This window comes from Flavobacterium davisii (assembly GCF_019565505.1).
GTDB classification, from domain to species: domain Bacteria; phylum Bacteroidota; class Bacteroidia; order Flavobacteriales; family Flavobacteriaceae; genus Flavobacterium; species Flavobacterium davisii.
In genome coordinates this window covers 299732-312684 of the sequence record NZ_CP067378.1, presented here as the reverse complement: position 1 = coordinate 312684, position 12953 = coordinate 299732, and the positions used below count along the sequence as shown (strand labels likewise).

The 12953-nt window shown below is 35.6% G+C and carries 17 protein-coding genes; 3 read left to right on the top strand and 14 right to left on the bottom strand.

Features of this window, described 5'->3' with window-relative positions:
- Positions 1 to 125: 125 nt before the first annotated feature.
- Genes JJC05_RS01615 through JJC05_RS01605 form a run of 3 tightly spaced genes read left to right on the top strand, consistent with a single transcriptional unit; the run spans position 126 to position 3157 of the window.
- Positions 126 to 2126: a phage tail tape measure protein gene (locus JJC05_RS01615; protein ID WP_235878043.1), complete on the top strand. Its 2001-nt coding sequence runs from the start codon at positions 126 to 128 to the stop codon at positions 2124 to 2126.
- A gap of 31 nt (positions 2127 to 2157) precedes the next feature.
- Complete coding sequence (locus JJC05_RS01610) at positions 2158 to 2631, top strand: phage virion morphogenesis family protein (RefSeq protein WP_235878041.1); 474 nt, start codon at positions 2158 to 2160, stop codon at positions 2629 to 2631.
- Between the two features lie 16 nt (positions 2632 to 2647).
- Positions 2648 to 3157 carry a hypothetical protein gene (locus JJC05_RS01605; RefSeq protein ID WP_088395012.1) on the top strand — a complete coding sequence of 170 codons (510 nt, stop codon included), beginning with the start codon at positions 2648 to 2650 and terminating at the stop codon, positions 3155 to 3157.
- Between the two features lie 27 nt (positions 3158 to 3184).
- Here the strand turns inward: JJC05_RS01605 and JJC05_RS01600 are convergent, their stop codons facing one another.
- The 14 genes from JJC05_RS01600 to JJC05_RS01535 form a co-directional block, all read right to left on the bottom strand.
- Positions 3185 to 3592 (bottom strand): hypothetical protein, encoded by a 408-nt coding sequence (locus JJC05_RS01600; RefSeq protein ID WP_088395014.1) that lies wholly within the window; start codon positions 3590 to 3592, stop codon positions 3185 to 3187.
- 51 nt (positions 3593 to 3643) lie between these two features.
- Positions 3644 to 3856, bottom strand: coding sequence for a hypothetical protein (locus JJC05_RS01595; RefSeq protein ID WP_235878040.1), 213 nt, complete (start codon positions 3854 to 3856; stop codon positions 3644 to 3646).
- 5 nt (positions 3857 to 3861) lie between these two features.
- Positions 3862 to 4677, bottom strand: a complete 816-nt coding sequence (locus JJC05_RS01590) for a DUF2786 domain-containing protein (protein WP_235878039.1) — start codon at positions 4675 to 4677, stop codon at positions 3862 to 3864.
- Between the two features lie 2 nt (positions 4678 to 4679).
- Positions 4680 to 5147: a hypothetical protein gene (locus JJC05_RS01585; RefSeq protein ID WP_235878037.1), complete on the bottom strand. Its 468-nt coding sequence runs from the start codon at positions 5145 to 5147 to the stop codon at positions 4680 to 4682.
- A 7-nt stretch (positions 5148 to 5154) separates the two neighbouring features.
- Positions 5155 to 5712 carry a hypothetical protein gene (locus JJC05_RS01580; RefSeq protein ID WP_235878036.1) on the bottom strand — a complete coding sequence of 186 codons (558 nt, stop codon included), beginning with the start codon at positions 5710 to 5712 and terminating at the stop codon, positions 5155 to 5157.
- A 144-nt stretch (positions 5713 to 5856) separates the two neighbouring features.
- Positions 5857 to 6330, bottom strand: a complete 474-nt coding sequence (locus tag JJC05_RS01575) for a M15 family metallopeptidase (protein WP_235878035.1) — start codon at positions 6328 to 6330, stop codon at positions 5857 to 5859.
- Between the two features lie 2 nt (positions 6331 to 6332).
- A complete protein-coding gene (locus JJC05_RS01570; RefSeq protein ID WP_088395002.1) occupies positions 6333 to 6572 on the bottom strand; it encodes a hypothetical protein in 240 nt (79 codons plus the stop codon).
- Between the two features lie 73 nt (positions 6573 to 6645).
- Positions 6646 to 7104, bottom strand: coding sequence for a hypothetical protein (locus JJC05_RS01565; protein WP_235878034.1), 459 nt, complete (start codon positions 7102 to 7104; stop codon positions 6646 to 6648).
- A gap of 93 nt (positions 7105 to 7197) precedes the next feature.
- Entirely contained in the window at positions 7198 to 7872 is a 675-nt protein-coding gene (locus JJC05_RS01560; RefSeq protein WP_088394922.1) for a DUF3164 family protein, read from the bottom strand.
- Positions 7873 to 8042: 170 nt separating this feature from the next.
- Positions 8043 to 8972 carry an AAA family ATPase gene (locus JJC05_RS01555; protein ID WP_088394918.1) on the bottom strand — a complete coding sequence of 310 codons (930 nt, stop codon included), beginning with the start codon at positions 8970 to 8972 and terminating at the stop codon, positions 8043 to 8045.
- Positions 8973 to 9001: 29 nt separating this feature from the next.
- Positions 9002 to 10750 carry a DDE-type integrase/transposase/recombinase gene (locus JJC05_RS01550; protein WP_235878033.1) on the bottom strand — a complete coding sequence of 583 codons (1749 nt, stop codon included), beginning with the start codon at positions 10748 to 10750 and terminating at the stop codon, positions 9002 to 9004.
- Positions 10731 to 11147 (bottom strand): hypothetical protein, encoded by a 417-nt coding sequence (locus tag JJC05_RS01545; RefSeq protein ID WP_235878032.1) that lies wholly within the window; start codon positions 11145 to 11147, stop codon positions 10731 to 10733. The genes JJC05_RS01550 and JJC05_RS01545 overlap by 20 nt, the downstream gene beginning before the upstream one ends.
- A 175-nt stretch (positions 11148 to 11322) precedes the next feature.
- Complete coding sequence (locus tag JJC05_RS01540; protein WP_235878031.1) at positions 11323 to 11853, bottom strand: hypothetical protein; 531 nt, start codon at positions 11851 to 11853, stop codon at positions 11323 to 11325.
- Between the two features lie 496 nt (positions 11854 to 12349).
- Positions 12350 to 12616, bottom strand: a complete 267-nt coding sequence (locus JJC05_RS01535) for a DUF4884 domain-containing protein (RefSeq protein ID WP_088394870.1) — start codon at positions 12614 to 12616, stop codon at positions 12350 to 12352.
- Positions 12617 to 12953 lie beyond the last annotated feature (337 nt).

The window sequence follows — 12953 nt, the reverse complement described above, 5'->3', positions numbered from 1 at the left end:
CTTACCCCTTTTTCTCTAAATCGAGCGGGTTTTATACGCATCCTATCCTCAGCTTTTCGGTAGCTTTAATGTAGAGCCTTAATGATTCAAAACAAAAGTAATAAAATAATTAATACAAATACAAAATGGCATCAGCTAAATTAACTATGCTCTTGGATTTGAGCGACAAAGTCAGCTCCAAGTTTGCTTCAATTCAAAACAAATTCAACCGAGGCGCTTCAAGAATGCGGGAATCATTCAGTGAAATTACTGCGGAAATTCCTTTTTTAGACCGAGCTTTAGACATTGCGACTAATAAATGGGTATTGCTGGGTGCTGGTATTATGGGTGTGGGTACGCTATTTGCTAACGCCACCAAACAAGCCAATGACTGGCACACCCAGTTAGCGGAGGTCAACGTTACGGCGGGAATGTCTCAAAAAGAGTTACAAGGGCTTTCGAATAAATTACTCGATATAGGCGCACGAAATGTTGCGCCACTCGAGGAAGTTCCCAAAGCCTTTAACCGTATTATTTCAGCGGGTTTAGATGTAAATCAATCCATGGAAGCGTTAGAGCCTACATTACGTGCAGCAAAGGCTGGTTTTGTGGATATTGAAACAGTCGCATCGGCGGGTATTGCTACTATGACTTCATCAGGTGAAGATATTAACCGTGTTTATGATATTTTGTTTCAGACGGTTAAAGATGGTAGAGCTGAATTTAAGGATATTGCTAATTACTTACCTAAGGTTGTCCCTTTAGCAAGGAAACTCGGTTATGAGCTTGAAGATACAGCAGGAGCGTTCGCTTCTTTAACCACAAAATTAAGTAGCGAACAATCATCAACAGCGCTTGAAGGTATTATGCGTGCTTTGGCAAACCCTGATGTAGCCATTGGGAAAATGGATAAGACAGGAAAAATGGTTAGCGGTTTTAAAGCGCTAGGAATTGAAGTATTTAGCTCTACTGGTAAAATACGCCCAATGGTTAATATCATAGAACAATTAAACCGTAAAATAGAAGGATTATCTAATAAAGATAAAGCAATTCAACTAAATAAATTAGGATTGGATGAGTCTGCATCTTTAGGTTTTAGTGTTTTAATGCAGGATATTAATGGATTAAGAAAAGCTACAGACGGAGCTTTTGGTTCTGTAGGTTCTTTAAATAAAGCTTACATCGATTCATTAACCCCGATGGAACAATGGGGAATCATTCAAAATAAAATTAAAGCTATGATGATAAAATTAGGTGAAAAAATACTACCTATTATAGCTAAAGGATTAGATGCTTTGAATCCTGTGATTAATGCTGTATATGATAATTTTGACGACATCGTAAGCGTTTTGAAAATATTAATCCCCGTAGCGGGTGGTTTGTTCTTATTTTACAAAATTGCTACTGCTTTTACACTAGCATCACAAGCCGTAAAAGGACTGACCGTTGCACAATGGCTTTTAAACACGGCTATGAGTGCCAATCCTATTGGACTTATCGCAATAGCAATAGGCGCACTTATAGCTTATATTACTATTGCTATTGTCAAGTTTGAAAAATTCGGCGCATTGATGCTTTGGATCATGGGACCCATTGGGCGTATCGTTTCGGCGTTTCTACTTATTAGAACACATTGGGATAGCATTACAGAAGCTTTTGAAAGTGGTGGTATTATCGGCGGTTTAAAGCGTATTGGCGTCGTTTTAATGGATGTGTTTTTAAAACCATTACAACAATTACTAGAGTTAATGTCAAAAATACCGGGATTGGGTAAACACGCTAAAGCTGGTGCTGATAAATTACAAGACTTTAGAACCAAAATGGAGCTGGTTATTCCTGAAGAAAAGGGGATAAAAGCAAACAAGGAAGATAAAGCAAAACCCAAAACAGCCCCATTAAAAGGATTATACGATTCTGCACCACCATCTAAAGAAAATAAAGAAGGTAAAACCAAACTAGCTAACGATGTAACTAAGGTTACTGGCGAAAGTCAGCAAATTAGAAATATCACTTTTAATATTGGTTCAATTATAAAAGGGGATATTAAAATGAACGATCCGAAAGTTCAAGGAATGTCTAAGGCTGATTTTGAAAGCTATTTAGAGGAAATGTTTATGCGAATGGTTAGAAATGCTGAAAATGCTTAAATGATGGATTTAGATTTTAGAGACGAATATTTTGAAAAAATTAAGCCGTATCAGCAGACACGGCTTTTTAAAAGAAATGACTAATAATGCTGGAGTAACCGCCGTTAATTTCGTAAAAAAACGCTTCGTTGAAAAGAACTGGAAAGACCAAGGAACACAACCTTGGGAAGCAAGAAAACGCAAAGGGCGAGGTTCATTGCTTACTGTTTCGGGGCGTTTAAAACGCTCGATTCGTAAGATAGCCAGCGGTAATTACTTTGTTTATATAGGAACGGATGTACCGTATGCTAAAGTGCATAACGAAGGAGGTGAAACTTCTAAAACGGTAAATGTAAGAAGCCATCAACGCAAGCGAAACGGAAGAAGCCACAACGTAAAGCTTCACACTAGAACAAGCCATTTTAAAGTGCCTAAGCGACAATTTTTAGGCGATTCGCAGTATTTGGCACGAGGACTAGAGCTTATGCTGAAACAAGCCGTTGAGAACGAATTAAACCAATCTTAAACCTACTTTAAAGACTATGAAAGATTTTTACAAAAAAATGGTAGCCGTATTTAATGACGAGCAAACCAAAGAAACCTATAGAAGCCAAGGTATTTTACCTGTCCGTTTTGTTGACCTATATGCAGGGCAGGACTATGATTCTCAAAATTATGATGCGCATTTGTTCCCCGCAGTATTTGTACACTGGAGTGTTGACCACACCAGTCAAACGGCTACCATGACTATTAGGCTATGTTATGAACAATTGCGAGATTATTCGTCTGTGAGTTCTAACGCTAGAGAAGCCTTGAAGTTTCTCGACTTTGTACGGATTACAAACAAAATACTCGTTTCTTTTCATACTAAAAACACGGGACGTTTAGTGCTAGTAGGTGAAGAACTGGCAGTAGATGAGACAGTAGTGGATGTGTATATACTAACCTATAATTGTCGTTATCAAGGTATGTTAACGCCGAAAGAATACATAAAAGGAGAAATAGAGAGCCTACAGCTCGAAACGGATTTATACCAAAAACTATTAGACTAAAAAAGCAGGCGTTATGCCTGCTTTTTGTTATTTTCGGATGCTTATCTTTAAATAGTCTGTGTTTTCGTCATAATGAACATTTAAAGCATCTCCTTTAATTAATTTCAAAGTTGTTACGCCTTTACCTTCATAATTAGTTAAACAACCTGTAAAACCCGTCTCTTCTGATAAACTCAAACCATCTAATTCAATATTTTCGAAAATAATATTTTTGTATTTGTCGTCTTCATTTTTAGTAATTTTAAAGTTCTCCAAATTCCACCCAAATTGTTTGAATCCTTTTAAATTTATGCTATCCTCAGGCTTACCATATAACTTAACCAATTCATCTTGAGGTTTTATGCAAAAATCTTGAATGATCGTTATGTTTTCATGATTTCTACCTCCACATGATATTACAACAATACTAATCAAAATCAGACTAATTTTTTTCATAATTTAATTTTTTAATTTCAGCAAAGTTATAAAAATGATTTTCTCAAATATTCAATATTCATTATTCAATTTTTCGATTTTCTTTTGTTTGTACTCGATTATTCTTTTAAGCCGTTGAATTTCTTTGTTTTGCTCCAAGTGTTGTTCAAGAGCGTAAAAGAGGATTTCAGGAACAGTTTTAAAACCTTTGGTACTTGCTACTTCTTCAAGTTGTTTCCGTTGCTCAGGTGTGAAGCTTCGGATATAGGTACTAGATTTAATCATTGCTGTTAAGTTTCAAGTTCTTTAACTGCTTGGTTTCTATTACCATCTTCAACACCTTGTAAAAAACCTTCTTTGCAATGTGCCACAGATTTTACTGCTTTTTTTGAAAAATCTCCAATTATATCAGGGATGGCTTTTTCAATCAACTCATCATTTTTTAAAACAATCAATCCCCATTTAGACGCATTATCATCAATTGCGAGTATTTCTTTTCTCTGTTCTTCTAAATACTTTTGAATTCCTTTAGTACAACCAATTAAATAAGAAGTGATAAACGTTTTTTTAGAAGACATTAGTTTACTTTTTTCGAGCCATTGAATCGTAATATTTTTAGTCATTCCAAACTCATTTAACTGCCTTGTTAAAGTGTTTTTCTTTAATATCTTGTATTCATTGTATCTAATTTCCGATAGGTTCAAAAATATTTCAACACACGATTGATATAGTTCTTTAGCAATCATTCTGTTTTCAAAAGTACCTACAATAGAAAGCTTAGTTCTTTTTGTACTTCTCCAGTCTATAGCATCAAAATCATAACTAACACCTTGAAAAACTCTACAATTATAACCCTCAGCTATAGTGTCTAATAAATTCCACTCAAAGTTTGCAGTCTTATACTTGAAGTACTTCCATAAATCGGAATAAACTACCTCTTTATTGATGTCGGAAATATGAATTTCAACATCTGATTTGTCTAAATTGTGTTGCATCATTAATTTTTGAGCCAATTTTAAACAAGTCTCTACCTCGCTTTCCGAGGAAGCTCCACAGTTAGCCTTGGCTAATAATTTTCTGATTTTTGTTAAAATTTTACTTTCCATATCTACTTATTACTATTAAATCCTTTGGCACCTCTCCAAATACGTTCTATGTTTTGCGAGTAGTTAAAAGTGTCTTCGCTGGCATGGTTTTGATGCGCTCTTAAACTGTTGTTTTCTGCCAGTTCCATACGTTCCTCAGCGTATTGTGTAAAAAAACGTAGGAGTTTAGCTGAATTGAGCGACTCAAAGAACTCGCCGTAAACCCCTGATATAATACGCTTGGTAAGCAAGGTAAGGTCTGATATTTTTAAATAGGCAAAATCACTAATTATTTGCGTGGCACACCATTCAATTTGGTCTTCGGTGAGTGGTCTATTCAAGTTTAAAAGGTCGTTTATGTACAGTAGCCACACCATCACCAAGCCTTTTGAGAACTTATCGCCTTTATCTCTACGAATAGCGCCTAAACTTGGGGCTTTGTTATTGTTCATTGCATCCTCCAGCGTGATTACTTTGTAGGCGTGTTCCATGCAGTTTTTAGGACTGTAACGATTCAATAATTTTTCGTTGGAAATTGTCGCTATACTTGATTTTTGAACCGCTATTGCTTTGCTTTGCATCTTGTAGAAGTTTATTAAGTTGGCTATTGATGTACTTTAAATCTGTATTTTTTTGATGAAATTTATCCAGTTTATGCCAGTTGTTTAAAAGGTTTTGCCACACTTGCAAGCTTTCTTCCTCTGTAGTACATACGCTTTGCAGATACGTGATAATTTGTTTTAAACTTTTACCGTCAATCCCCGTAAACTTGGGTGGGAATCCTGTATAATTTTCGTAAAAGGCAAACCACATAGTGTTGAACTCCGTAAACAAATTCTTTTCTTTTACCACTTCGGTATAGCTCACCGTTCCTTTTAAAGTTTCTTTAAAGCTGGTTAAATCTTCAAAAGTAGGCGGTAGAATTTTCCCAATTTTATCCCACAATTGCGGTTGCATTTTACCTTTTTTTAATTTCACCGATTCGAGCTTTCCTGATTTTGAATAAGACAGCACGAAATGGCAATCGGTTTTAATGGTATGTGCTAGTACTTGCATTAGGTTTCAAATTTTGGTTTTCCTATTTCTTTTTTACAATCACAGCACACTTGTACTGTTTTCTCGACCGTTGCCCAAACCTCCAGTACTTTGGTATAAGTACTGGAGTGGATACATACGGTTTTTATATTTTTTTGTCTTTTTTCATAGTTTTACATAACCGCTGGCATCTTTCGGGAGTTTTGCCAACTGTCTCCATGTTAAATTTTTCATTTCAAAGTGGGGCATATCTTTGAATTTTACCCAACTACCGCCCCAAACCCAGCCGTGTAGTGCAAAAATCTTAACACATTCCATCCAGTCTGCTATTTGGTCGTTATCCCAGTCCTTAGCTGTGTCCCAGCTGGCTGTTTTACCATCTATCATTAGGCAGATGTCTACTGCAAAACCGTAATTGTGAATAGATTCGCCCCCTTTGGCATTGGTTACTTTTTTGCCTTTTTTTGTCCTGCCTATGGCGTACAAATCATTTTGTTCTTCATTGGTTCTTAAGCCTTGGGTAATGCGTACTTGTGCTTTACCTTTTAAAGCTTCGTTACAACTATTGATAATCTTTACCATCGTTTCCCTTACTGTCGGGTGTAGTTTACTGATTCTTTCTTGTGTTACTTTGTCCATGATTAAATATTAAAAAGTGTTAATTGATTATGCGATTGTTCAGCTTGGCTCATTTTTTTTAGCTCTTGTTTGGCTGGAGTTCCGAGGTAACTTGAAAATGTACGCTCGCAAATCTTAAACTTGGGATAAATGATATTCCAGTAAATCTCCTTTTGCGTTAACCCTTTTTGGTATTTTTCATGAATTGTAATGTCTTGAATTTCAATAATACGTTTGTAAAGATTTTTTTTGTTGTATGCCATGCCTGAAAAGAATTTAATTTTTTACCTTTGCTATGCTAAGAGGAAAGGCTTGTCAGTTATGGCAGGTCTTTTTTTAATTTCGGCTTATATCATTCAAGCCGAGCATAGTGTACCAACCCGAAGTGTGTGGTATTATTTTAGCTTTTGATACTTTAGTACTAATCGACTTGAACTGCTTTATTAACTGTGGAAATTCGTCAATTTTATACTCGTTTAAAGCCTTTTTAAAGATGCTTTTATTGAGCATAAAACGGTTGAAAGTAACCCATGATTCAGGCGTATAAATGCCTATAAACTGAGCCTCTTTAATAATTACCGAGCGAAGCCTTTTTAACTCTCTTTCTTGCTCCATTTCAAATAAAAAATCAATGGCTGATTTTTTAGGAAAGAAACGAGTATAAAGTGCTTCGACTTCCTCTCTTGAAAGTTCTGTAATATCAGTAGTACGTTTCGTTTCCATGTACACTGCCTTACTCAATGCCGAAGCACTGAACTTGCTACATAAAGCGTTAATTTTGTCTTGTGTATTCATACTTTCTTTTTTTATGCCCCTGCCTAAACAGGGGACATTTAAAACTTTGTTCCCGCCCAGTACTCGAAACTGGGTGTGTACCTCTCGGGATTATTATTGGTTTTCTTCTTTAATCAAAAAGCTTAAATCAAAGCCTTTTGGAAAATTCATTGAGGCTATTGAAAGCGGTAAATGCTGGTCGATTCCTACGTTATTTTGAAATGATGCTTGAATAAACCAAGCGGAACGACGTGGAGAGTATGCGTTTTCAATAATTTCAACACCTTCCAGTAATTCAAAATCTTTGTACTCTTTGGTTATTTGTTTCAGCTCCATTATCCTTTTAGGGTCTAAATCCCCCTTTTTATCGGGTTTTAAAAGATTATTTAGCTGTTTTACTAACTTGGCTGTGTCTTCGTCTTTAATGAGTGAATTGATAAAGTTTTTGACCTTTGCGACCCCCATGTAAACTGTATCGTCATAACCTGCCGTAACATGGTAACCAATAGTAATGGATTGTCCATTACTAGCGCTAAACGTGTGTGATTTTTGATTTGTTTTTGCGCTATAGGTTTCAAACTTTAATTCTATTAATTGTTTTAGCCCTTGGTAGATTTCTGCTTTTATGGCTTCGCCATCTTCTGACCATTGCTCTAAACGGCTGAATAGTTGCGGAATGTGTTCCTCTTTCAAGTCGTTGTACGCTTTTTTGTTAGCTTCTTTTTTCTCGTTTCTACGAGCTAACTCTTTTAAAATTTCGCTATCTGATAATTGTGCTAGTGCTTCCATGTTAGACTATTTCTGTTTGAATTGTATAATTAAATTTTGTTTGTAACTCCTTAACTTTGTCCTCCTCTATGAGATTGTAGGCTATGTAAACCAGTTTTTTACGTGGACTTACTCTTGCGTTGAATTGCTTTTTTACTGCACGATGCAAATAGTAGCGTCTATTAGTTGTTTTATCGACCATGATAAATCGAGTTTAACAGTTCAATGCTTATCGGTTCTCCTGTATCGGCAATTTCTTTAATCGCTTTAGTAATAATAATCTTCATAGTATCAAAGTCCTTAATTCTGTTGGTAAACCAGTTAATTATCCTTTTGCTGGTTATGTTCATATCGTGGCAAATGTTCGCTATATCTTCCGATATATCTTCTATACATCTGCCTCGGTCAGAAAATCGGCGGGCTGTTTGTCTAAAGTTCTGTTTGTTACGCTCAAATCCTTTGTTTAAAATATCATTGATTCCCATTCCAACCAGTCCAAAGGCTACCTTTCCTTCCAATAAATCGGCTAAACTTTTGATTATATTGATGTAGCCGCTTTTGTTTTTTATGTGTTCCGCTTCATCGATGTATAGAATGGCATCCTCTAATGTTATAAGTTTTTTTACCACTCTTTTGATGATTGCACCCGCAGTTCCGTGCGTTTCAACTCCTACCACTTCGGCTATGTTTATGGCAAATTCTTTGCTGTTTTCAATTGCCGAACAGGTTACAAGAAATGTGTTTGTTGGGAATTGTCTTTTGTACTCTTTACAAGCGTAAGTTTTTCCTGATCCTGTGTCACCGTCAAAGGTGAATCGCTTTTTCTCTTGTCTTGCTTCCACAATTGAGGTAATGAAAAGCATATAGTTAGTCGTATCGAAGTGTCTCCATAACTCAGGCTTTAGCTCGAAGCCGATAAACTGGCAAATTGCTTCGTAATATTTGTCTTTGATTTCAGATTTTGCAATAGTGGTTTTACCTGCTAAAATGGTAGATACATAGGCTTCACCTACACCTGATAACTTTGCTAAGTTGGCTTGATTGGTGTTTTTTTCTACCAAATACATTCTAATAGCATCAGGAATTTGTTTTGTCTTTTGAAAATTGTTTAATTTTGTCATAACTTTTTTTATTCGTTAGTTACCATATTTTAAGCACTAGCTTGGTTTTGCAAGTTCTCCTGTATTGAGGAGAACTTTCTTTTTGTTCTTTCCAGTAATAATTCTTTTGCTGTTTTAGGCTTTTCTGCTGTGGTTGTTTCCATTATCTCGTTGTAACTTTCCTTATTACCACCTAATTGCATTTGATGCGTGTACGGCAATTCATTTACTAACTCTTCTTCATACTCCTCCTCATCATTGAAAAACAAAGAATCAAAAGCATTTTTAACCGATTCAGTAAAGTTGTCAGCTCTATTTATCTGCCTTTGCTTTCTAGCTAAATGATAGTTTAGTGCGTTTTCATTGGCATCGTCAGCTTCTGCTTGCGACTGGATGGCTCTTTGTGCTAATTGGCACGTCATTAAGTATTTACCATCCAAGCTGTACAAATCTGCATTTTCTTCATCCCAAACCACTTTAACCTCTGCACTTTTGTAGTGATTTGCCTTTTCGATGATTTCCATACTATCAATTGGATCAGGCAATTCAAAAAGAAACTCTTTAGTGTTATTATAACCGCCTAATGACTTGGTTACTTTTATGAATCCACGCATATAAGCTGGGTTTACCTTGGTATGATTAGCGTTTAGATAGCGAATTACTCGTTTATCCATCGCTTCGCATTTCGGGTTTTTGTGTTCAAATCGCTCGTTTGGTGATAAGTTATCCGCTCTTTTTGTCTCATTCCAACGTTGCACAATGTCATAAAACTGCATTATAGCTTCTTCATAAGTTGGAAATTCGTCTATATTGATATAATCAGGGTTCGACTGCCCTTCAATACTTACGCCCCATGATGTAGAACCGAAATTACTTAACCCTCTAAGGCTATTTTTGAACAACTTAAATTGTAATTCGGCTGGGTTAGCTTGTGAATTACCCGCTTGAATGTTACGTACTTTGTTAAAAACCATATTCAACAAGTCTTTACTTTCGCTGGATGTATAAGCGGAGTGATTATCGCTCACAAATTCAAACATAGTCTGATAATTACTAGTTTCCATTGCCATTTTAATAGCCTTATCAAGCATTTGAAAAGTTTCGGTACTTTGCCCTTTGTCCGCAACACTCCAGCCTACAATTTTGCTTGATGCAACATCCGTAATTAGCAATACGTATAATTTTCTTGTTTTCTTTTCGCCTTTCTTGTTATAATATCTGTAATTGATAGTTCCTGAACCATCGGCACAATACAACGAGTGTGCAAATTGCAGTTTTTGCGATGGCACGTAAGCCAATGAGCTTTTTTTATACCAATCTGCTCCGTGACGTTCCTTAAGTGTTAACAGTTTTAAGCCATTTCGTCTTAAAATACGTGTGTAGTTTTCGTAGCCTGTAGGCTTTAAATCAAAATCCTGCATAGTAGGCAAGTAAAAACTTTCGTACTGCTGGCGCATATTCAATTTAGTGCCTTGACCTACCGCCATAAATGCGTAAAACATTACCGCTTGGTGAATATCTACGTTTATAATTTCGCCAGTTTCAGTATCCACAAGTTTGTGTTTACCTACTTGCATGGCGTTTGTATTATTATATTTACCCGAAATAATCGCAGAACGTTGCGCTAAAGTGTTCGTGGTTGGGAACAAATCTACTTTGTTACGTAAATATGCTCCACTTGATACGCTTAAGCCTTCTAAATTTAGAGGTTGAATCAACTCGGCACAAACATTGTAAAACTCTGATTTTGTTTTTATACCTAAAGTCTTGTATTGGTCTTTATCTGCTGTATTTTTCACAAAAACACACCATGCCCCTAGACATCATTAGCTGGGTAGCTTTTTCTTTATTAAAACCAACCTCTGCATTGTATTGGTAATAGTTAATATCAGAACTGTCGTACAGTTCGACAACTTGATTAACAATGCTTTGTTTGGCTAATTCTATTAAGTTGCCTTTGCTTAGTTCGCCTAAATCCTGATAGGCTTGTTTAATATCGTTTAACGTGCCTAGTTTAGACTTATAAAAGCACGGTTTGCGGTCAGGGATATTATCGTAAGCATAATAAAAACTACCGTTTAACTTTGCCCAACGCCAACCTTTGCCACTATCAGGTAAATACTGTCCGCTTTTAGCTAAATCGCACGCACGCACTGTTTTTTTATAAACATTTCTAACACTTTCGAGATAGTGCATTTTTAACTTGCACGTCTGCATTACAAGGCGTTGCGATAGCCAAAACGTTTCCGTTTTGTCCGCTTTACGCAATAGTATGTCGCCTTGTTTATACATAGGGTTAGTGAATTAGGTTAAATTTGTTTTGTTCCCGCCCAGTACTCGAAACTGGGTGTGTGCCTCTCGGGAGTTTTGTTTAAAAAAAAGTGATTACTTTAGTTTGAGTATCTTTGCTTCCTTTTAATAATAAATCAAACAACTTTGTAAGAGATGAGTCTTGAAAATTATCTTCTAAAATCGAATGCACCCGCTCAAGAGATACGCTATGCTTTTTCTGAGCAAGAGGTTGAAAAACTCTATAATCTCGTATCAACGATGCAATTTTCTGAGTATTTATGTTTTGTTGTGGAGTACCTTGAAGACATTCAGAAATATATTGCGATAACTGATTCTCAACGAAAACAAAAGAAATGGATAAATCATCCTCAAAATTTACTGATTCGTTTGGCGTCCTTACAACTTGCTGATGCAACTGTCGAATTTTTGAATGACATTCATGAAGTTGCGCTAGTGGTAGATTCAGGGTCATATCGTAAATTTCATTCCATAATTTCTGCAGGTCTCTCTGACAAGATTCTTTGTAATCCATTCTTTTATTTTCCATTTCAAGAGAAGGAACAATACAGGATAAATCCTTGGAAAAAGGTTTAAATATCTTCTTTGCCATTTTTTATATTTTATATTAGCTCCCGCCCAGTACTCGAAACTGGGTGTGTGCCTCTCGGGAATTTTGCTATATTTGAGCTGTCAAACTTTAAAACATAGCGTTATATTCATTACTTTAAATTATGCAGGCAGTCAAATTGCCTTAAATGTTAATCACATAGTTAAAATTGTTGCTTTGGAAGGAGAAAATTGCTTTATCCATCTACAAAATGGGAATACCTTATCCGTTGAAATGTATTTATACGACTTGGTATCATTAATAAAGCAAGTAACTACTCAACCACTCTAATAACTTTGTAAATAGTTATTCCAAAAAGTTTAATTCTTTTTTCTACAAGTTTAGTTTCGATACTACGCTTGTAGCTTTCTTTAATTGTTATCATCTTTGTTAGTTTTAATTAGTTCCCACCGTGGTGTCGAAACCACGCTAGTGCCGTGGTGGGAAAATCTATACTTTTAGGCGTTAAACTTTAAAATATAGTTGTATTGATAATTTTCTAATTGGTTGTAATTGTTTCTTCATAATGCCTAATATTGTGCTTTCCAGAATTTGTTGTAAAGTCTGATTGTATTTTTCCTTGACAGTCTGACCAGTAGATATATCTTCCACCATCTTCAAATCGATACATTTTACAACCGTTCTGTTCAAATAGATACTCCACCTTGAAATTGCCATTTTGGATAGTTTTAAGAGGTTCTTCTTTACAACTACTCAAAAGGAGTAGAGCTAATAATGATGGTTTTAAACAACTTTTAATCTTCATTTTTACTATTTTGAGTGGATTATTGTGTATATGAACTTGGGGCAAATATTATTTTTCATACATTCTGTTTGTATAAGTGATTTCGTTTGTTTAAACAATTGCTTTTTCAAAGTATTTCTCTCAAGCTCTAATGAGTTAATCAGTTTGTTATCTTTACCCTTTGCTATCGCAATATTTAACTGCTTTGATAGCTTTATAATTTTATTTCTTGAATCTGTACTTGTTTTGATTACCATTTTGCATATACGTTCGATTTCAGTAGCTTTTTCACTTCTTGTCATTTGTATATCGTTTTAATGTATATTCCAAACAGTAGCATATAAGACGCCGTTACACT

What these genes read in the sequence shown, in the direction of transcription:
- JJC05_RS01560 (WP_088394922.1), bottom strand. Translation starts at nt 7,872, where the DNA reads ATGGAAGCACTAGCACAATTATCAGATAGCGAAATTTTAAAAGAGTTA.
- JJC05_RS01580 (WP_235878036.1), bottom strand. Translation starts at nt 5,712, where the DNA reads ATGCAAGTACTAGCACATACCATTAAAACCGATTGCCATTTCGTGCTG.
- JJC05_RS01585 (WP_235878037.1), bottom strand. Translation starts at nt 5,147, where the DNA reads ATGGAACACGCCTACAAAGTAATCACGCTGGAGGATGCAATGAACAAT.
- JJC05_RS01600 (WP_088395014.1), bottom strand. Translation starts at nt 3,592, where the DNA reads ATGAAAAAAATTAGTCTGATTTTGATTAGTATTGTTGTAATATCATGT.
- JJC05_RS01590 (WP_235878039.1), bottom strand. Translation starts at nt 4,677, where the DNA reads ATGGAAAGTAAAATTTTAACAAAAATCAGAAAATTATTAGCCAAGGCT.
- JJC05_RS01570 (WP_088395002.1), bottom strand. Translation starts at nt 6,572, where the DNA reads ATGGCATACAACAAAAAAAATCTTTACAAACGTATTATTGAAATTCAA.
- JJC05_RS01535 (WP_088394870.1), bottom strand. Translation starts at nt 12,616, where the DNA reads ATGAAGATTAAAAGTTGTTTAAAACCATCATTATTAGCTCTACTCCTT.
- JJC05_RS01540 (WP_235878031.1), bottom strand. Translation starts at nt 11,853, where the DNA reads ATGGCAAAGAAGATATTTAAACCTTTTTCCAAGGATTTATCCTGTATT.
- JJC05_RS01545 (WP_235878032.1), bottom strand. Translation starts at nt 11,147, where the DNA reads ATGCACTATCTCGAAAGTGTTAGAAATGTTTATAAAAAAACAGTGCGT.
- JJC05_RS01595 (WP_235878040.1), bottom strand. Translation starts at nt 3,856, where the DNA reads ATGATTAAATCTAGTACCTATATCCGAAGCTTCACACCTGAGCAACGG.
- JJC05_RS01565 (WP_235878034.1), bottom strand. Translation starts at nt 7,104, where the DNA reads ATGAATACACAAGACAAAATTAACGCTTTATGTAGCAAGTTCAGTGCT.
- JJC05_RS01615 (WP_235878043.1), top strand. Translation starts at nt 126, where the DNA reads ATGGCATCAGCTAAATTAACTATGCTCTTGGATTTGAGCGACAAAGTC.
- JJC05_RS01555 (WP_088394918.1), bottom strand. Translation starts at nt 8,972, where the DNA reads ATGACAAAATTAAACAATTTTCAAAAGACAAAACAAATTCCTGATGCT.
- JJC05_RS01575 (WP_235878035.1), bottom strand. Translation starts at nt 6,330, where the DNA reads ATGGACAAAGTAACACAAGAAAGAATCAGTAAACTACACCCGACAGTA.
- JJC05_RS01605 (WP_088395012.1), top strand. Translation starts at nt 2,648, where the DNA reads ATGAAAGATTTTTACAAAAAAATGGTAGCCGTATTTAATGACGAGCAA.